Source organism: Streptomyces sp. NPDC088785 (assembly GCF_044750685.1).
In the GTDB taxonomy this organism is placed as follows: domain Bacteria; phylum Actinomycetota; class Actinomycetes; order Streptomycetales; family Streptomycetaceae; genus Streptomyces.
Window position 1 is genome coordinate 300603 of sequence record NZ_JBIVKH010000008.1, and the last position, 18078, is coordinate 318680.

18 protein-coding genes and 1 rRNA gene are annotated in these 18078 nt (G+C 71.7%); 4 read left to right on the plus strand and 15 right to left on the minus strand.

Annotated elements, in window-relative coordinates:
- The first annotated feature begins 102 nt into the window (after window positions 1–102).
- On the plus strand, window positions 103–315 hold the full coding sequence (locus ACIP5K_RS23315) for a hypothetical protein (RefSeq protein WP_401412252.1): 213 nt from the start codon (window positions 103–105) through the stop codon (window positions 313–315).
- 88 nt (window positions 316–403) lie between these two features.
- On the opposite strand, the gene hemB is transcribed toward ACIP5K_RS23315, so the two are convergent.
- From hemB to ACIP5K_RS23345, 6 genes are all read right to left on the minus strand, one after another.
- Complete coding sequence (hemB, locus tag ACIP5K_RS23320) at window positions 404–1396, minus strand: porphobilinogen synthase (protein WP_401412253.1); 993 nt, start codon at window positions 1394–1396, stop codon at window positions 404–406.
- Between the two features lie 119 nt (window positions 1397–1515).
- On the minus strand, window positions 1516–3195 hold the full coding sequence (locus ACIP5K_RS23325) for a uroporphyrinogen-III synthase (protein WP_401412255.1): 1680 nt from the start codon (window positions 3193–3195) through the stop codon (window positions 1516–1518).
- Entirely contained in the window at window positions 3192–4154 is a 963-nt protein-coding gene (gene hemC, locus ACIP5K_RS23330; protein ID WP_401412257.1) for a hydroxymethylbilane synthase, read from the minus strand. The genes ACIP5K_RS23325 and hemC overlap by 4 nt, the downstream gene beginning before the upstream one ends.
- Window positions 4151–5836, minus strand: a complete 1686-nt coding sequence (locus tag ACIP5K_RS23335) for a glutamyl-tRNA reductase (protein ID WP_401412258.1) — start codon at window positions 5834–5836, stop codon at window positions 4151–4153. The genes hemC and ACIP5K_RS23335 overlap by 4 nt, the downstream gene beginning before the upstream one ends.
- Window positions 5833–6636, minus strand: a complete 804-nt coding sequence (locus ACIP5K_RS23340) for a redox-sensing transcriptional repressor Rex (protein ID WP_401412260.1) — start codon at window positions 6634–6636, stop codon at window positions 5833–5835. The genes ACIP5K_RS23335 and ACIP5K_RS23340 overlap by 4 nt, the downstream gene beginning before the upstream one ends.
- Window positions 6637–6968: 332 nt before the next feature.
- On the minus strand, window positions 6969–7247 hold the full coding sequence (locus ACIP5K_RS23345) for a glutaredoxin family protein (protein ID WP_401412261.1): 279 nt from the start codon (window positions 7245–7247) through the stop codon (window positions 6969–6971).
- Window positions 7248–7364: 117 nt separating this feature from the next.
- Here ACIP5K_RS23345 and ACIP5K_RS23350 point away from each other — a divergent pair, with 117 nt between their 5' ends.
- The 3 genes from ACIP5K_RS23350 to ACIP5K_RS23360 all read left to right on the plus strand — a co-directional run bounded on the left by ACIP5K_RS23350 (window position 7365) and on the right by ACIP5K_RS23360 (window position 10863).
- Entirely contained in the window at window positions 7365–8309 is a 945-nt protein-coding gene (locus tag ACIP5K_RS23350; RefSeq protein WP_401412262.1) for an HAD family hydrolase, read from the plus strand.
- 314 nt (window positions 8310–8623) lie between these two features.
- Entirely contained in the window at window positions 8624–9412 is a 789-nt protein-coding gene (locus ACIP5K_RS23355) for an ECF subfamily RNA polymerase sigma factor, BldN family (RefSeq protein WP_353943179.1), read from the plus strand.
- A 236-nt stretch (window positions 9413–9648) separates the two neighbouring features.
- Window positions 9649–10863, plus strand: a complete 1215-nt coding sequence (locus ACIP5K_RS23360; protein WP_401412264.1) for a DUF5667 domain-containing protein — start codon at window positions 9649–9651, stop codon at window positions 10861–10863.
- 89 nt (window positions 10864–10952) lie between these two features.
- Here the strand turns inward: ACIP5K_RS23360 and ACIP5K_RS23365 are convergent, their stop codons facing one another.
- The 9 genes from ACIP5K_RS23365 to rrf form a co-directional block, all read right to left on the minus strand.
- On the minus strand, window positions 10953–12029 hold the full coding sequence (locus tag ACIP5K_RS23365; RefSeq protein ID WP_401412265.1) for a lysophospholipid acyltransferase family protein: 1077 nt from the start codon (window positions 12027–12029) through the stop codon (window positions 10953–10955).
- Window positions 12030–12043: 14 nt separating this feature from the next.
- Window positions 12044–13117, minus strand: coding sequence for an NAD-dependent epimerase/dehydratase family protein (locus tag ACIP5K_RS23370; RefSeq protein ID WP_401412266.1), 1074 nt, complete (start codon window positions 13115–13117; stop codon window positions 12044–12046).
- Window positions 13118–13347: 230 nt separating this feature from the next.
- Window positions 13348–13446: a 30S ribosomal protein bS22 gene (locus ACIP5K_RS23375; RefSeq protein ID WP_003948845.1), complete on the minus strand. Its 99-nt coding sequence runs from the start codon at window positions 13444–13446 to the stop codon at window positions 13348–13350.
- 149 nt (window positions 13447–13595) lie between these two features.
- A complete protein-coding gene (locus ACIP5K_RS23380) occupies window positions 13596–13808 on the minus strand; it encodes a helix-turn-helix domain-containing protein (RefSeq protein ID WP_401412267.1) in 213 nt (70 codons plus the stop codon).
- Window positions 13809–13936: 128 nt separating this feature from the next.
- Window positions 13937–14752: a phosphatase gene (locus ACIP5K_RS23385; protein WP_401412268.1), complete on the minus strand. Its 816-nt coding sequence runs from the start codon at window positions 14750–14752 to the stop codon at window positions 13937–13939.
- A gap of 77 nt (window positions 14753–14829) precedes the next feature.
- On the minus strand, window positions 14830–16011 hold the full coding sequence (locus tag ACIP5K_RS23390) for an acetoin utilization protein AcuC (RefSeq protein ID WP_401412269.1): 1182 nt from the start codon (window positions 16009–16011) through the stop codon (window positions 14830–14832).
- Complete coding sequence (locus ACIP5K_RS23395; RefSeq protein ID WP_401412270.1) at window positions 15962–17203, minus strand: MFS transporter; 1242 nt, start codon at window positions 17201–17203, stop codon at window positions 15962–15964. Before ACIP5K_RS23395 ends, ACIP5K_RS23390 begins: the two co-directional genes overlap by 50 nt.
- A 76-nt stretch (window positions 17204–17279) precedes the next feature.
- Window positions 17280–17924 carry an HAD family hydrolase gene (locus ACIP5K_RS23400; RefSeq protein ID WP_401412271.1) on the minus strand — a complete coding sequence of 215 codons (645 nt, stop codon included), beginning with the start codon at window positions 17922–17924 and terminating at the stop codon, window positions 17280–17282.
- A 70-nt stretch (window positions 17925–17994) separates the two neighbouring features.
- A 5S ribosomal RNA gene (rrf, locus tag ACIP5K_RS23405) occupies window positions 17995–18078 on the minus strand; the annotation flags it as partial.

Here is an 18078-nt window from a genome sequence, read left to right on the forward strand (position 1 = left end):
CCGGCCGCGAGATCCGTCCGGCCGCCCACGGGGGAGCTGCCGGGCGGATCTCGCTCTTCACCGAGCGAGACGTTCGTACCTTTCTGCAGGGGAGACAGCGAGATGACCGACAAGAACAAGACCGACAACGTCCACGCGACCGACGAGCCCACCGGGGGCGACGCCACCACGGACAACGTGCACGCCACCGGCGAGCCCGCCGCCGTCACCACCCTCAACGTGCACGCCACCAGCGAGCCGCTGAAGGCGTCCGCCAAGTCCACCGGCGGCGACGCCACCACGGACAACGTCCACGCCACGGGCGAGCCCGTCTAGGACCTTCTCGCACGGGGATCGGCCGCGGCGGCGCGGAGGGGAAGCCGCCGCGGCCGAGCGGTCCCCGTCCCGCAACCGCCCCGGGCCCCTACGCCAGGCGCCGCGCCACCTCGGTCGCCCAGTAGGTGAGGATCATGCCCGCGCCCGCCCGCTTGATCCCGGTCAGCGACTCCATGATCGCCTGATCCCGGTCGATCCAGCCGCGCTGCGCCGCCGCCTCGATCATCGCGTACTCACCGCTGATCTGGTACGCGGCGACCGGCACGTCCGAGGCCTCCGCGACCTTGGCGAGGATGTCGAGGTAGGGCCCGGCCGGCTTGACCATCACCATGTCGGCGCCCTCCTCCAGGTCGAGCGCCAACTCCCGCAGCGCGTCCCGGGCGTTGGCCGGGTCCTGCTGGTACGTCTTGCGGTCGCCCCGCAGCGACGACGCGACGGCCTCGCGGAACGGGCCGAAGAACGCCGAGGAGTACTTCACCGCGTACGCCAGCACGCCGACGTCCTCGCGGCCGATCTGGTCCAACGCGTCGCGGACGACCCCGATCTGACCGTCCATCATCCCCGACGGACCCACCACGTGGGCGCCCGCGTCGGCCTGCACCTGCGCCATCTCGGCGTACCGCTCCAGCGTGGCGTCGTTGTCGACGCGCCCCTGGTCGTCGAGGACGCCGCAGTGCCCGTGGTCGGTGAACTCGTCGAGGCACAGGTCGGACATGACGACGAGGTCGTCGCCGACCTCGGCCCGCACGTCGCGCAGCGCGACCTGGAGGATCCCGTCGGCGTCGGTGCCCACGGTGCCCGCCGCGTCCTTCTTCTCCTCCAGCGGCACGCCGAACAGCATGATCGCGGAGACGCCCGCCTCGACGGCCTCGGCCGCCGCCTTCTTCAGGGAGTCGCGGGTGTGCTGGAGGACGCCCGGCATCGAGCCGATCTCCACCGGCGCGTCGATCCCCTCGCGCACGAACGCGGGCAGGATCAGATCGGCCGGATGCAGCCGCGTCTCGGCGACCATGCGCCGCATCACGGGGGTCGTCCGCAGCCGCCGGGGCCGGGAACCGGGGAAAGAGCCGTACCGAGTCACTGCACTGTCACCTCGTACCTACACGTACTTCTACGTACCTACACGTACCTACACGTACTCAAGAAAAGGCGGCGGGGCGGGCACCCGGCCGAAACCGGGTGCCCGCCCCGCAACCCTGCCTACGGCGCGGCCCGCCGGCGGCGCGCCCCCGGCCGCCGCTCGCTCGGCCGCGTCACCGGATCACCCGCCTCGATGGCGGACATCCGGCGCCGGGTGCCGAAGTCGGCGAGCGCGGCGGCCAGCTTGGTGACGGACGGCTCGGGAGCCATCACGTCCACCCGCAGCCCGTGCTCCTCGGCCGTCTTGGCGGTGGCCGGGCCGATGCAGGCGATGACCGTCACGTTGTGCGGCTTGCCCGCGATGCCCACCAGGTTGCGCACCGTGCTCGACGACGTGAACAGCACCGCGTCGAACCCACCGCCCTTGATGGCCTCCCGCGTCTCGGCGGGCGGCGGCGAGGCGCGCACGGTCCGGTACGCCGTGACGTCGTCGACCTCCCAGCCCAGCTCGATCAGCCCGGCGACCAGCGTCTCCGTCGCGATGTCGGCGCGCGGCAGGAACACCCGGTCGATCGGGTCGAAGACCGGGTCGTAGGGCGGCCAGTCCTCCAGCAGACCGGCGGCCGACTGCTCGCCGCTGGGCACCAGGTCCGGCTTCACCCCGAACGCGATCAGCGCGTTCGCCGTCTGCTCGCCCACCGCGGCGACCTTGATCCCCGCGAAGGCGCGGGCGTCGAGCCCGTACTCCTCGAACTTCTCCCGGACCGCCTTCACCGCGTTCACCGAGGTGAACGCGATCCACTCGTAGCGGCCGGTGACCAGGCCCTTGACCGCCCGCTCCATCTGCTGCGGGGTGCGCGGCGGCTCGACGGCGATCGTCGGGACCTCGTGCGGCACCGCGCCGTAGGAGCGCAGCTGGTCGGAGAGGGCCGCCGACTGCTCCTTCGTCCGGGGCACGAGCACCCGCCAGCCGAACAGCGGCTTCGACTCGAACCAGGACAGCTGGTCGCGCTGCGCGGTGGCGCTGCGCTCCCCGACCACGGCTATCACCGGCCGGTTGCCCTCGGGCGACGGCAGCACCTTGGCCTGCTTGAAGGTCTGCGCGATGGTGCCGAGCGTGGCCGACCAGGTCTTCTGCCGCGTCGTCGTACCGGCGACGGTCACCGACAGCGGGGTGTCCGGCTTGCGGCCGGCCGCGACCAGCTCACCCGCGGCCGCCGCCACCGAGTCCAGCGTCGTCGACACGACGACGGTGCAGTCGGAGGCACCGACCTCGGTCCAGCAGCGGTCGGAGGCGGTACGGGCGTCGACGAACCGGACGTCGGTGCCCTCGGCGTCCCGCAGCGGCACACCGGCGTACGCGGGCACGCCCACGGCCGCGGCGATGCCCGGGACGACCTCGAAACCGATGCCCTGCGCGGCGCACGCCAGCATCTCCTCGGCCGCGTACGTGTCGAGCCCGGGGTCCCCCGTGACCGCACGCACGACCCGCTTGCCGCCCCGCGCGGCCTCCATGACAAGATTGGCCCAGTCCCTCAGAGCCGGGACCGCGACGGCAGTTGACGCCTCGTCAGCGAGACCCGGCTGCGCCGGCGCGCCCGTCGAGTCGAGGACGGTCACGCCTGCCCTGGCATGCGTGCGCACGACGTCGAGCACTTCGGGCTCGGCGATCAGCACATCCGCCCGGGCCAGGGCTTCGACGGCCCGTAGGGTCAGCAGTCCTGGATCTCCGGGACCGGCACCCAGGAAGGTGACGTGCCCCGGTGCACAGGCGGTCGATTCAGCGGTGGTGGGGCTCAAAGTGCTCGCTCCCCCATCAGACCGGCCGCGCCCTTGGCCAGCATCTCGGCGGCGAGTTCCCGCCCGAGTGCCAGCGCCTCGTCGTCCGACGAGGGCACGGGACCGGTGGTGGTCAGCTGCACCAGCTCGGAGCCGTCGGTGGTGCCGACGACGCCGCGCAGGCGCATTTCGTTGGCAATCTGCCCGTCGGCCAGCAGGTCGGCCAGCGCACCCACAGGTGCGCTGCAACCGGCCTCCAGGGCGGCGAGCAGGGATCGCTCGGCGGTCACGGCGGCCCGGGTGAACGGGTCGTCCAGTTCGCCGAGCGCGGCGGCGAGTTCACCATGGGTCGCGGTGCACTCGACTGCCAGGGCCCCCTGGCCGGGGGCGGGCAGGACGATGTCGGTGGAGAGGAAGTCGGTGACCTCCGCGCTCCGGCCGATGCGGCTGAGTCCGGCGGCCGCCAGCACGACGGCGTCCAGCTCACCCTTCTCGACGTAGCCGATACGGGTGTCGATGTTCCCGCGGATCGGCACCGTCTCGATGCGCATGCCGTGGCTGCGGGCGTACGCGTTCAGCTGCGCCATCCGGCGCGGCGATCCGGTCCCCACCCGCGCACCGGCGGGCAGTTCGGTGAACGTCAGGCCGTCGCGGGCTATCAGCACGTCGCGCGGGTCCTCGCGCTGCGGCAGCGCCGCCAGCACCAGCCCGTCGGGCTGCGCGGTCGGCAGGTCCTTGAGCGAGTGCACGGCGAAGTCGACGTCGCCCCGCTCCAGCGCGTCGCGCAGCGCCGTCACGAAGACGCCGGTGCCGCCGATCTGCGCGAGGTGCTCACGGGACGTGTCGCCGTACGTCGTGATCTCGACCAGCTCGACCTCGCGGCCGGTCAACTGCCGTACGGCTTCGGCTACATGCCCCGACTGGGACATGGCGAGCTTGCTGCGCCGGGTGCCCAGCCGCAGTGCTCTCTCGGCGGTCATGCCGGGCCTCGATTCTTGCCTGCCGTGCCGGTAGCGGATTCACGGTCTTGAGGGGTTGCCCGGGAGACGGAGTCGACCGTCTCCTGGTCCAGGTCGAAAAGGGTGCGCAGCGCGTCCGCGTACCCGGCGCCACCGGGCTCGGCGGCGAGCTGCTTGACCCGTACCGTCGGCGCGTGGAGGAGCTTGTCCACCACGCGTCGCACGGTCTGGGTGATCTCCGCGCGCTGCTTGCCGTCGAGGCCGGGCAGGCGCCCGTCGAGCCGCGCGATCTCACCGGCCACGACGTCGGCGGCCATGGTGCGCAGCGCGACCACGGTCGGCGTGATGGTCGCCGCCCGCTGCGCCGCGCCGAACGCGGTGACCTCCTCGGCCACCAGCGTGCGCACCTGGTCCACGTCGGCCGCCATCGGGGCGTCGGCGGAGGCGTCGGCGAGGGACTCGATGTCGACGAGGCGGACCCCGTCGATGCGGTGTGCGGCCGCGTCGACGTCCCGCGGCATCGCCAGGTCCAGCAGGGCCAGCGCGACGTCGCGCGCGGGCTCGGGGACCCGCTCGCGGCGCATCTCCGGGACGCGGCCCACGGCGGCCAGCGCCGCGATGGCGTCCGCCTCGGACGTCCCGGGGGTCTCGGCGGGCTGCACCCGGCGGCCCGGCGCGTTCTCCACCCAGGCGCCGTGCTGCTCCAGCTCGGCGGCGTCCATCCCGGCGACGGCGGCCTCGCCCTCGACGGAGAACCCGCCGCGGACCACCTCGGCAGGACCGGCGTCGGCGACGGTCCGGCCCGTGCCGGGGGCCGGGGCGGCGGGCACGTCGGTGCCCGCGGTCGGGGTGCGTCCGGCGACGGCCGCGCGGACCGCGTCGCCGGTCAGCACCAGCCCGGTGGCGCCGGTGCAGGAGATGGCGACGTCGGCACGTGTCAGTTCGTCCGCCACCGCGTCCATGGCGACCGCCCGGGCGGCGAGGCCGCCGCGCGCGCCGGGTCCGTGGTTCTCCCGGAGGAGGGCGACGAGCCGGTCGGCGCGCTCGGCGGTCCGGTTGGCGACGACGACCTCGGCGACCCCGGCGCGCGCCAGCGTGGCGGCGGCCAGCGACGACATCGATCCGGCGCCGATGACCAGGGCGCGCTTGCCGGCCGCCCAGTCCGCCACCGGCCGCCCCAGCGCGAGCTGTTCGAGGCCGAAGGTGACCAGCGACTGGCCGGCGCGGTCGATGCCGGTCTCCGAGTGGGCCCGCTTGCCGACCCGCAGCGCCTGCTGGAACAGGTCGTTGAGGAGCTTGCCCGCGGAGGCCAGCTCCTGGGCGCGCGCGAGGGTGTCCTTGATCTGGCCGAGGATCTGGCCCTCGCCCACGACCATCGAGTCGAGCCCGCACGCCACCGAGAACAGGTGGTGCACCGCCCGGTCCTCATAGTGCACGTACAGATGGGGCGTGAGCTCGTCGAGCCCCACTCCGCTGTGCTGCGCGAGCAGCGTCGACAGCTCGGCGACACCGGCGTGGAACTTGTCGACGTCCGCGTACAGCTCGATGCGGTTGCAGGTGGCGAGCACCGCGGCCTCGGCGGCCGGTTCGGCGGCGAGGGTGTCCTGGACCAGCTTGGCCTGGGCGTCCGCGGTGAGCGCGGCCCGCTCCAGGACGCTGACCGGGGCGCTGCGGTGGCTCAGCCCGACGACGAGGAGACTCATGCCGGCATCACGGCGGGCACGTCCCCGTCGGGTCCCTTGCGGTTCTTCTCCGCCGCGGCGGTGGGCTTGGTGACCTTGGCGGCCGGGCCCTCGACGCCGACGGCGCCCTCGGCGGGGCTCTCCGCGTCGAGCGCGCCCTCGCCGGCCTTGCGCTGCTCGTGGAAGGCGAGGATCTGGAGCTCGATGGAGAGGTCGACCTTGCGCACGTCCACCCCGTCCGGGACGGACAGCACGGTCGGCGCGAAGTTCAGGATGGACGTGACACCGGCGGCGACGAGCCGGTCGCAGACCTGCTGCGCGGCGCCCGCCGGGGTCGCGATGACGCCGATGGAGACGCCGTTGTCGTCGATGATCTTCTCGAGCTCGTCGGTGTGCCGCACGGCCATCCCGGCGACCGGCTTGCCGGCCATCGCGGGGTCGGCGTCTATGAGCGCGGCGACCCGGAAGCCGCGGGAGGCGAAGCCGCCGTAATTGGCGAGCGCCGCGCCGAGGTTGCCGATACCGACGATCACGACCGGCCAGTCCTGGGTGAGGCCCAGCTCGCGCGAGATCTGGTAGACGAGATACTCGACGTCGTAGCCGACGCCACGGGTCCCGTACGAGCCGAGGTACGAGAAGTCCTTGCGCAGCTTCGCGGAGTTGACCCCCGCCGCGGCCGCGAGCTCCTCGGAGGAGACCGTGGGCACCGAGCGCTCCGACAGTGCGGTCAGGGCTCGGAGGTACAGCGGAAGCCTGGCGACGGTGGCCTCGGGAATCCCTCGGCTGCGGGTCGCCGGTCGGTGAGTTCGGCCAGTTGCCACGGTGCTCCTGCGGGTAGAGCGGGGCTGTAGGCGGCCGTTCGTTCCCAGACCGCCCCGTCGAATGCAGGCTATGTCTTTGTGAACGCGTGCACAAAGATGGTGTCCGATTTGCCCGGCCAACGTGACCGGGGTCACGCGCCCCCGGCGCGCTCCGGTGGAACCGGCGCGCAGGCAGCTTCGTTGCTCACCTGTTGGGGGCAAAACCGCACACACTCCTTACGATCCACGCCCCCGAGACCAAAACCGCCCTCGATCCTAAGCGACTTCCGGGGCCGTTTGGACTCGTCGGTCAGTGACGTGTGCGACGGCCCCGCACCCAGGCCGGCCCGCGCTCAGCCCGTCAGCGCCCGCCGCAGCCGCTCCTCCTGCACGCGCCAGAAGTCGTGCTGCGCCCCGTCCACGAGGACGACCGGGATCTGTTCCCAGTAGAGGCGGTACAGCTCCGCGTCCTCGGTGATGTCCTTCTTCTCCCAGGACGCGCCGAGCTCGGCGCAGACCTTCTCGATCACCTCCTGTGCGTCGTCACACAGATGGCACTCCGGTTTCCCGATCAGCGTGACCACCCGGTCGGCTGGATTCTTCTTCTCGTTCCGGCGAAAGATGGGACTCATACCGGCCATTCTGGCCCCAGTTCCGTGCCCTTCCCGACGCCCGGATTTCACAGAGCGACAGCTTCCCGAAATCCGCTCGACTCCGGAACCACCGAACAAACTGGCTATGCTCACGCCATGGCCGCTCTCGGATGGCTCACACCCCGTAGGCGCTCCGCCACCGCGCGGAGCGTGCTGGCAGGCGAGGCTTCGGCGGAGGCCGCCCGCAAGTCCTCCCTGGAGCTGGAGGACCTGGAGACCCAGGCGCCGCCGGGCCCGAAGGACCAGGAACCGGACTTCCCGGTCGTCGGCGACGACAAGGCCGCGGCCTTCTTCGACCTGGACAACACGGTGATGCAGGGCGCCGCGATCTTCCACTTCGGCCGCGGCCTGTACAAGCGGAAGTTCTTCCAGCGCCGCGAGCTGACCCGGTTCGCCTGGCAGCAGGCGTGGTTCCGGATCGCCGGCATAGAGGACCCCGAGCACATGCAGGACGCGCAGAACAGCGCCCTGTCCATCGTCAAGGGCCACCGGGTCTCGGAGCTGATGTCCATCGGCGAGGAGATCTACGACGAGTACATGGCGGAGCGGATCTGGCCCGGCACCCGCGCCCTCGCCCAGGCCCACCTGGACGCCGGCCAGAAGGTGTGGCTGGTCACGGCCGCCCCGGTGGAGATCGCCACGGTGATCGCCCGCCGTCTGGGCCTGACCGGCGCCCTGGGCACGGTCGCCGAGTCCATCGGCGGGGTCTACACGGGCCGGCTGGTCGGTGAGCCGCTGCACGGCCCCGCGAAGGCGGAGGCCGTCCGCGCGCTGGCCGCCGCCGAGGGCCTGGAGCTGGGCCGCTGCGCCGCGTACAGCGACTCCCACAACGACATCCCGATGCTCTCCCTCGTCGGGCACCCGTACGCGATCAACCCGGACGCCAAGCTCCGCGCCCACGCCAAGGAGCGGGACTGGCGGCTGCGCGACTACCGCACCGGTCGCAAGGCGGCCCGGGTCGGCATCCCGGCGGCGGCCGGCCTCGGCGCCGTCGCGGGCGGCACCGCGGCCGTCATCGCGCTCCAGCGCCGCCGCCGCTGACCCTCCCCGCAGCGCATTCCGAACGTCTTACCCGGCACCGGGCGCGGCCAGTCACGCAGATACCACTCGGCCACAACGCGTCACGAGCGCTGCCGGAACATGACCTGATCCGATCAACAAATGGTCACTCTCCGGTGCTTGAACCGCCGTCGAACAGCTACAGAAGTGACGTAATCGGTGATTTGAGCAACTGGGTGTAGCGCTCCCTGCACGAAGCGTTATTCTCCTCAGACGCATTCCGGTACCCACTCGTCAGTACGACGAGTGAACGGTCCGGCACTGCACGTGATGGAAGCTCTGCCTCTGGGAGTCCCGTGTTTCAACACGTCGGGGTTGACGCCTCGGGCCTGGCTACGCTGCGCGCAACGGTCGTCGACCGTTTGCGCGGCTTCGTCCCCACCGCGTACGCCGTCCCCGCCCTCGCCGTCCCTGCGCCCGCCCGACCATGCTTCGCGATGGCCGACAGCGGCGCGGCCACGGCGGGCAGACGAGCGCGCTCCGGCGCGGCCGGCACGTCCGGCACTTCCACCGCCCGCCGCCCCGCCGCGGACAGCGACAGCGCGCGGATGATGGACCTGGTCGAGCGCGCCCAGGGCGGTGAGGCCGACGCGTTCGGGCGCCTGTACGACCAGTACAGCGACACCGTCTACCGGTACATCTACTACCGCGTGGGCGGGAAGGCCACGGCCGAGGACCTCACCAGCGAGACCTTCCTGCGCGCCCTGCGCCGGATCGGCACGTTCACCTGGCAGGGCCGCGACTTCGGCGCCTGGCTGGTGACGATCGCGCGCAATCTGGTGGCCGACCACTTCAAGTCCAGCCGCTTCCGCCTGGAGGTCACCACGGGCGAGATGCTGGACGCGAACGAGGTGGAGCGCTCCCCCGAGGACTCCGTCCTGGAGTCCTTGTCGAACGCGGCCCTGCTCGAAGCCGTGCGCCGGCTGAACCCGCAGCAGCAGGAGTGCGTGACGCTCCGCTTCCTCCAGGGGCTGTCCGTCGCCGAGACCGCCCGCGTCATGGGCAAGAACGAGGGAGCGATCAAGACCCTCCAGTACCGGGCCGTCCGCACCCTCGCCCGGCTCCTCCCCGACGACGCCCGCTGACCGACCGTCACGATCCGCATCCTCCAACTCACCTTCTGTGAGGGAGGGATGCGATCGCGGTCGGATCATCCGTCGGTCCGTAACCCAAGTGCCGCGCCGCTCGTTGTGCGGGATGCAGGCTCCCTGTGGTCACATCCGGATCGGTTTCACTCACTCGATCGTGTGCAAGCTGTTTCGGTGTGCAACCCCAGGACCACCTGGGGAGTCGACCGTCATGACGAGAGGAGGTGCCGCCAGTGATCGCACATGTCTCGGCACACCGGCGGGCGAACGCCTTCGCCCAGGCCCTGGGGGACGAGTCCGCCCAGGACGCGGTGGCGCAGCAGCCGGAAGAACCGGCCGCCCCGTCCGAGCAGTCCGAGCAGGGCAGACTTCTGACCCTTGCCGAAGGCCTCGGCGAACTGCCGAAACCGGAGCTCGACCCCGAGGTCAAAGTGGTGCAGCGAGCCCAGCTCGTCGCCGCCATGGAGGCCATGTTCGCGGAGGGAGCGCCGGGCCCAGCCGTACCGGAACAGCGGTCGGCGAAGGCCAAGGGCGCACATCGCGCCGGCCCGTTGCGGAAGCTGCGGCCCCGCTCCCGCATCACCAAGGGCATCGCCGCGGGCGGGCTGACCGTCGGCGTGGCCGCGGGCGCGTTCGGCGGCGTGGCGGCCGCGAGTTCGAACGCGCTGCCCGGTGACCACCTCTACGGCCTCAAGCGCGGCATGGAGGACCTCAAGCTGGGCATGGCCGACGGCGACTCGGACCGCGGCCAGATCTATCTGGACCAGGCGTCGACGCGGCTGAACGAGGCCCGTCGGCTCATGGACCGCGGCCGCACCGGACACCTCGACCACGAGTCCGTGGGTGAGGTCCGCCGCGCCCTGTCGGGCATGCGGTACGACGCGTCGGAGGGGCACAAGCTGCTCAGCGCGGCCTACAAGCGGGACGGCTCGCTCGGGCCGATCCAGGCCCTCTCCGCCTTCGCCGAATCGCACCGCAAGAGCTGGTCCGCGCTCAGCGACAAGCTCCCGGTCCAGCTCGGTGACGTACGCGACCAGGTGAGTTCGGTCTTCGCCGCCATAGACGAAGAGGTCGATCCGCTGCGCTCGCTGCTGCCCCGGCCCCCCGGCCAGAGCAGCCACCGGGGCGGCACGGAGCGGGGCGGCTCCACCACCGCGGACACGCCCGGCACCGAGCGGTCGTCGCCGTCCGGGACCACGGGCCACGACCGGCACCCGTCCTCGGCCAAACCCAAGCCGTCCAGCTCCAGCAGCGGCAAGGACGACGGCCTGCTGGGCGAGACCACCGGCGGCCTGCTCGACCCCCCGAAGGACGTGTCGACCCCCACCCCGTCCGAGGGCAGGTCAAGCGACGGCACCACCGGCCCGGCCAAGCCGGACGTCACCCTGCCCCCGCTCCTGCCGGGCCTGCTCCCCGGCCTGGGCATCGACAGCGAGGACGCCGACTAGCGCCACCGCACCGTACGCGGCAGGGCCCGGGGCACACCGCCCCGGGCCCTGCCGCGTACGCGGGAACAGCACAACGGTCAGAAGCCCGATCAGAAGAACACCGACCGGCGCTGCACCAGCAGCTTGTACAGCGTGTGCTGGATCTGCTCGCGCACCTGGTCCGTCAGGTTGAACATCAGCATCGGGTCCTCGGCCGCCTCCGGCGGATACCCGTCCGTCGCGATCGGCTCCCCGAACTGGATCGTCCACTTCGTCGGCAGCGGCACCGCGCCCAGCGGCCCCAGCCACGGGAACGTCGGCGTGACCGGGAAGTACGGGAAGCCCAGCACCCGCGCCAGGGTCTTGGCGTTGCCGACCATCGGGTAGATCTCCTCCGCGCCGACGATCGAGCACGGCACGATCGGGGTGCCGGCGCGCAGCGCGGTCGAGACGAAGCCGCCGCGGCCGAACCGCTGGAGCTTGTACCGCTCGCTGAACGGCTTGCCGATGCCCTTGAAGCCCTCCGGCATGACGCCGACCAGCTCGCCGCCCTCCAGCAGCCGCTGGGCGTCCTCCGCGCAGGCCAGCGTGTGCCCGGCCTTGCGGGCCAGCTCGTTGACGACCGGCAGCATGAAGACCAGGTCGGCCGCGAGCAGCCGCACATGGCGGCCCTCGGGGTGATGGTCGTGCACGGCGACCTGCATCATCAGGCCGTCCAGCGGCAGCGTCCCGGAGTGGTTGGAGACGATCAGCGCCCCGCCCTCGGACGGGATGTTCTCGATGCCCTTCACCTCGACCCGGAAGTACTTCTGGGCCAGGGGCCGCAGCAGCGACATCAGGACCTGGTCGGTGAGTTCCTTGTCGTAGCCGAACTCGTCGACGTCGTAGTCCCCGGTGATCCGGCGCCGCAGGAAGGCGAGGCCGCCGGCGATCCTGCGGTCCCAGCCCCGCGACGGCGCCGCCGGGTCCGCACCGGCGCCGTCCGCCTCCGCGCCGGACGCGCGGGACGCGCCGGACGCGCCGGACGCGTCGGGCGACGGCTGCGGCTCGGGCACGGCCGCCACCTCGCGCACGGCCGCGGTGTCGCCCCTGCGCCGGCCGGACGGGCCCCTGCGGCGTGCGGGAGCCTTGCCGGCCGCCCCCCGCGACCTGTCGTCGTCGAACGGAATGACCTTGGCATCCGCCATCGTTGATGCGCTCCTCAGTTGGCGCTCTGCGTCGGTGGGCGGCTCGGTGCCCCGGCACCGCCCAGGAAGGGCAGCGCGGCCACCCTGTCCACGGCTGACGCCAGGGCCTGGGGCGGCAGCAGACCGGGCCCCCGGCCCCGTACGAAGTCCGCGAAGGCCTCCGCGGTCGTGTACGCGGGCCGGAACCCCAGCGTCTCGCGCATCTGAACCGTCGACACCACCCGCCCGTGCGTGAGCAACCGGATCTGCTCGGGCGAGAAGTCCGTCGCCCCCAGCGTACGCAGCGCGCCGCCGACCCAGGTGACGGCCGGCAGCAGGACCGGCACGGTCGGGCGGCCGAGCCGGCGCGAACACTGCGAGAGCAGCAGCACCCCGTCCCCGGCGATGTTGAAGGTCCCGCTGTTCAGGGTGGCGCGCCGCGGCTCGTGCGAGGCGATCCGCAGCACCTCGATGACGTCGTCCTCGTGCACGAACTGCAACCGCGGGTCGTACCCGAACACGGTCGGCAGGACGGGCAGCGCGAAGTACTGGGCGAGCGGTGTGTCGACGGTCGGCCCGAGGATGTTGGCGAACCGCAGCACGCACACGGCGACGTCGGGCCGGCGCCGGGCGAACCCGCGCACGTACCCCTCGACCTCGACGGTGTCCTTGGCGAACCCGCCGCTCGGCAGCGACTTGGGCGGCGTGGTCTCGGTGAAGACGGCCGGGTCGCGCGGCGCGGACCCGTACACGTTCGTACTGGACTTCACCACGAGCCGCCGCACACTGGGCGCCTTCTGACAGGCGCCGAGCAGCTGCATCGTGCCGATGACGTTGGTCTCCTTGAGGGACCCGCGCCCGCCGCTGGCCAGCGGCGTCCCGGTGACGTCCAGGTGCACGACGGTGTCCACGGAGTGCTCGGCGAGCACCCGCCCGATCGCCGGCTGCCGGATGTCGGCCTGGAGGAAATCCGCCCCGCCCAGATGGTGCGCGGGCGGCACGGCGTCCACCGCGATGACCCGCTCCACGTCCGGCTCCCGCTGGACCCGCCGGACGAACCGGCCCCCCAGCTGCCGGGCCGCCCCGGTCACGAGCACGACCTTGCCCAAGATCAGCGCCTACCTTCCGTCCCCGCCTCGCCGCGCTCCGCCCTGACTGCTCGGGCCTCACGTTAGCGGTTCGGTGTTGCGCTGTGATGACCGCAGGCTGCATGAAGTGACGACAGCCACAGCCGTACGTACATCAGCGGGCCCGGCACGGCCCGGTCCGCCCCAATGCACTGTGGCCCTCCCACCGGTTGGTGGGAGGGCCACAGTGACGCGCTTGACGCAGCAGACGCTTACTTCTTGTTGCGACGCTGCACGCGGGTGCGCTTCAGCAGCTTGCGGTGCTTCTTCTTCGCCATCCGCTTACGGCGCTTCTTGATAACAGAGCCCACGACTACCCTCGCTCACTTCTCGGACAAGCCCCGCAATGCGGGGACCATCACTCGGTGCGGGGCTGCATTGGGGCCCACACGACCTACGGGGGGCCAGCCTACCCCGCCTGAGCACCGAGCCCGAAATCGAGGGTCTCGCCGGCTGTGGATCAGCCCGCATCCACCCCCACATAGGACTCGCGGAGGTACTCGTGAACCGCTTGCTCCGGGACGCGGAAACTCCTGCCGACCCGGATGGCGGGCAGATGACCGCTGTGCACCAACCGGTACACGGTCATCTTGGACACTCGCATGACCGAAGCGACTTCCGCCACGGTCAGGAATTGCACCTCGTTCAGAGGCCTGGTCTCACCAGCAGCCATGTCACACCTGAACCTTCCGCACTCGACGGCCACCGGCTTCCCCTTCCGGTGACTCAACGTCGTTGCGTGCTCACACCCAATGTAGGGGCGTGTGGTGCGAGTGGGGAAGAGGAGCAGCGATCGGCCGCCTACTGTGACAGACACGCTCGATTGAGTACATAGCGAGTAAGCGGTCGGTAGTAATCAGACCGCACAGCGTCATCAAGCGGAACGACGACGGACACCTGCCCCTCCGCCTCACCGACGAACAGCGCGGGATCGTCCGTATCGGCCAGCCCGATGGCGTCGAACCCCAACTGACCTGCACCGCAGACCCATCCGTGGTCCCCCACGACCAGCCCCGGCAGGGGCTCCCCGGCATCCGCGAGAGCGGTCAGAGCGGTACGAACCGGGAGGGGCGAGTGGGTGTGCGCGCCGGTCTCGCTCCCGGGCGGCCGGGCGTCCGGTTCGCGCACCAGCGCGACGCCCCGTGCGTAGTCAAGGTTGTACGTGCGTAGGCCGAACCGGGTCGTTATGTCGACACGGAGACCCTGCGCGGGGGTGAGGACAGGACAGCCCGCCGCCGACAGGGCACTGGCCAAGGAGGCGTAGAAACCGAGCAGCCGATGGGGGTGTCCCGTCCCGATGAGCACGGGCGTACGTGTGTCGGCGGCCCTGCCGAGCCGGTCGCCGAAGGCGTCGAGCGCCGCCAGCGTACGTTCTGGATCGATGATGTCGCACCCCGAGGTGTGTCCGGGATCCGGCGACACCCCGCACCGGTCGGCCATGAGGGCCAGCAGATCACGCTGCCCCCAGGCCCACTCGGGATCGAGCCCGAGCAGGACGCGCGGGTCCCGCGCCTCGAAGAGCCGGTAACTGCGCAGACTCTCCTCACGGGAGGTCGCCACGGGCCCGGCAAGCCGAGCCGCCAACAGATGCGCGCGCAGGGCGCCGGTGCTCAACACCCTTGCGATGCTCGCCCATTGGCCCCCGCGGCACCCCCAAAACCCCAAAACACCGCACAGTCGGAGTAACCCGGCTCTCAGGCCAGCAGCCCCCGGAGGGGATACGCGGCCTTCCGCGTGGCCAGAATCGCCTGGTCCAGCCGGTCGGCGGGGTCGTACCCCTCCTCCCACTCCCGGAACTCCACGGGCCACCGCCCGTCGGTCATCCGGCCGGGGGCCAACTGCCGGGTGCGGGCGAACACTTCCTGCCGCCACGACTCCGGGATCACGGTCTCGGGGGCGATGTCCCGCCCGGCGGCGACGGCCACCAGATGCGTCCAGGAGCGCGGCACGACGTCGACGACGGCGTAGCCGCCGCCCCCGAGCGCGACCCACTTCCCGTCGGCGTACGTGTGCGCCAGGCCGTGGCAGGCCACCTGCACGGCCCGCTGCGCGTCGAGCGACACCGCGAGGTGCGCGAGCGGGTCCTCGAAGTGCGTGTCGGCGCCGTGCTGGGTGACCAGCACCTGCGGCCGGAACTCGGCGAGCAGCTCCGGCACCACGGCGTGGAACGCCCGCAGCCAGCCGGCGTCCCCGGTCCCGGCCGGCAGCGCGACATTGACGGCGGTCCCCTCGGCGGCCCCGTCGGCGCCGGTCTCCTCGGGCCACCCGGTCTGCGGGAAGAGGGTGCGGGGATGCTCGTGCAGCGAGACGGTCAGCACGCGCGGGTCCTCCCAGAACGCGGCCTGGACGCCGTCCCCGTGGTGCACGTCCACGTCGACGTACGCGACCCGCTCGACGCCCAGCTCCAGGAGGCGCGCGATGGCCAGCGCCGCGTCGTTGTACACGCAGAACCCGGACGCGGCGCCCGGCATCGCGTGGTGCAGCCCGCCGGCGAAGTTCACCGCGTGCAGCGCGTCCCCGCGCCACACGGCCTCGGCGGCGCCCACGGACTGCCCGGCGATCAGCGCGGACACCTCGTGCATCCCGGCGAAGGCCGGATCGTCGGCGGTCCCCAGGCCGTACGCGGGATCGGCGGCGCCCGGATCGAGGGAGGCGGCCTTGACCGCCGCCACGTAGTCCTCGCGGTGCACGAGCCGGAGCGTGGACTGCCCGGCCCGGGCCGCGGCCACGACCTCCAGGTCCGGGCCCCGGTCGAGCCCGAAGGCGCCCACCAGGCTCCGGGTCAGTTCGAGGCGGACCGGGTCCATCGGATGCCCGGGCCCGAAGTCATACCCCGCTACCGCTGGGTCCCACATCAACTGCACGCGGCCGCTCATGCCCGCCACCGTATCGGTCGCCGCCCCTGCCGAACGACGGGGCGTACACCAGGGTCACCAGCACCAACACCATCGGCACGAGCATCGCCCCGCGATAGCTCCACGCATCGCCCAAAGCGCCCACGAGCGGCGATCCGACCAGAAAACCAACGTAGTTGAAGATATTGAGCCGCGCGACGGCCGCGTCGGACGCCCCGGGGAACAGCCGGCCGGCCGCGGCGAAGGTCTGCGGCACGATCACGCACAGCCCGAGCCCCAGCAGGGTGAAGCCGAGCATCCCGACCCCCGGCCCGGGCGCCGCGGCCACCACACCGAATCCGGCGGCCGCGACGACGGTCCCGACCCGCACGACCGCCACGGGCCCGAACCGCCGCACCCCCACATCGCCCACGGCGCGCCCCACGAGGGTCATCACCATGTAGACGTTGTACGGGACCGTGGACAGCTGCTCCGAGCTGCCCAGCACGTCCTGGAGGTACTTGGCGCTCCAGTTGGAGACGGTCGAGTCGCCGATGTAGGCGAACGCCATCACCAGGCACAGCGGCAGCAGCAGCTTGAACACGAGCCGGCCGCTCTGCTCCCGCTCGGCCTCGGCCGCCGCGTCCGCCGCGCCGCGGGCGTCCGCGTACCACCGGCTGCCGATCAGGCAGAGCGGCAGCAGCACGGCGGCGACCGGCAGGTAGGACACGAACAGCGTCAGGTCCCAGTGCGCCCCGGCCCACGCGACCGACGCCCCGACGATGCCGCCGAGGCTGTACGCGGCGTGGAACCCGAGCATGATGCTGCGCCCGTAGGCGTGTTGCAGGCTGACGCCGAGCATGTTCATCGACGCGTCGAGCGCGCCCACGGCCAGGCCGAACCCGGCGAGCGCGACGGCGACCTCGACCAGGGTGTCCCCGGCGCCGACGCCGAGCAGGGCCAGCAGCACCACGGGCTGGGCCCAGCGCAGCACCTGGCTGGGCCGCACCCGTTTCACGAGCTGCTCGGTGCAGACGCTGCTGACCCCGGCGAGGATCGGCACGGCGGCGAGGAAGACGGGAAGCAGTCCGTCCGAGATCCCGTACTGGTCCTGAATGGCCGGAATCCGGGTCACCAGCAGCGCGAACGCCGCTCCTTGGGCGAAGAAGCTGAATCCCAGCGCTCTGCGGCCCCACCGCATCGCACCTGTTATGCCTGCGTTCCCATCGGTCATGGCGGCTCAGCGTATGCGCCCGGCCTACCGCTGGGTAGATAGATCAAGCACCCAATTACCGGGGCACCTCCCGGGATCAGGCCAGGAGTCCGGCCAACTCACGCATATCGCCGAACAGCCGGTCGGCGCCCCGGAGCTTCTCGGCCGGTGTCATGGCGGTGAACCCGTAGACCGCCATCCCGGCGGCGACGGCGGCCCGCACCCCGAGCGGGCTGTCCTCGATGACCACACACTTCTCGGGGGCCACTCCCATCCGCTCGGCGGCGTACAGGAAGAGGTCGGGCGCCGGCTTTCCCCGCCCGACGTCCTCGGAGCTGAAGACCCGCTCCTCCCCGAACCACCGGTCGAGCCCGGCCGTCCGGTGCCCGACCCGGATCCGCTGATGGCTTCCCGAGGAGGCCACGCAGTACGGCACTCCGTCGGCGGTCAGCTTCTCCAGCACCTCCACGACCCCGGGGACCGGCTGGAGTTCCCGCTCGAACGCGCTGAACACCCGCTCGTGGAACACGTCGTCGAAGTCCGCGGGCAGCCGTTCCCCGGTCCGCTCGTAGACCACGTCGTGTACGCGGTGCAGGGCGGCGCCCATGTAGTCGCGCAGGGAGTCCTCGTACGACGTCGGATGCCCGAGTTCGGTGAGATAGCCGGCCAGCAGCGTATTGGAGAGGGGCTCACTGTCGACGAGCACACCGTCATTGTCGAAGACGACCAGTTCGTAGCGCATAAGTCGACCTTACGACGCCAGAAAACAGAAAACCCCCGTGCCGATGGCACGGGGGTTTCCTTCAAAATTTGTTCGGCGGCGTCCTACTCTCCCACAGGGTCCCCCCTGCAGTACCATCGGCGCTGTAAGGCTTAGCTTCCGGGTTCGGAATGTA

Excerpts from the sequence above, each read along its gene's own strand:
- ACIP5K_RS23315 (WP_401412252.1), top strand. The coding sequence starts at position 103 with ATGACCGACAAGAACAAGACCGACAACGTCCACGCGACCGACGAGCCC.
- hemC (WP_401412257.1), bottom strand. The coding sequence starts at position 4,154 with ATGACCGCCGAGAGAGCACTGCGGCTGGGCACCCGGCGCAGCAAGCTC.
- ACIP5K_RS23335 (WP_401412258.1), bottom strand. The coding sequence starts at position 5,836 with ATGAGTCTCCTCGTCGTCGGGCTGAGCCACCGCAGCGCCCCGGTCAGC.
- ACIP5K_RS23345 (WP_401412261.1), bottom strand. The coding sequence starts at position 7,247 with ATGAGTCCCATCTTTCGCCGGAACGAGAAGAAGAATCCAGCCGACCGG.
- ACIP5K_RS23350 (WP_401412262.1), top strand. The coding sequence starts at position 7,365 with ATGGCCGCTCTCGGATGGCTCACACCCCGTAGGCGCTCCGCCACCGCG.
- ACIP5K_RS23365 (WP_401412265.1), bottom strand. The coding sequence starts at position 12,029 with ATGGCGGATGCCAAGGTCATTCCGTTCGACGACGACAGGTCGCGGGGG.
- ACIP5K_RS23380 (WP_401412267.1), bottom strand. The coding sequence starts at position 13,808 with ATGGCTGCTGGTGAGACCAGGCCTCTGAACGAGGTGCAATTCCTGACC.
- ACIP5K_RS23390 (WP_401412269.1), bottom strand. The coding sequence starts at position 16,011 with ATGAGCGGCCGCGTGCAGTTGATGTGGGACCCAGCGGTAGCGGGGTAT.
- ACIP5K_RS23395 (WP_401412270.1), bottom strand. The coding sequence starts at position 17,203 with ATGACCGATGGGAACGCAGGCATAACAGGTGCGATGCGGTGGGGCCGC.
- ACIP5K_RS23400 (WP_401412271.1), bottom strand. The coding sequence starts at position 17,924 with ATGCGCTACGAACTGGTCGTCTTCGACAATGACGGTGTGCTCGTCGAC.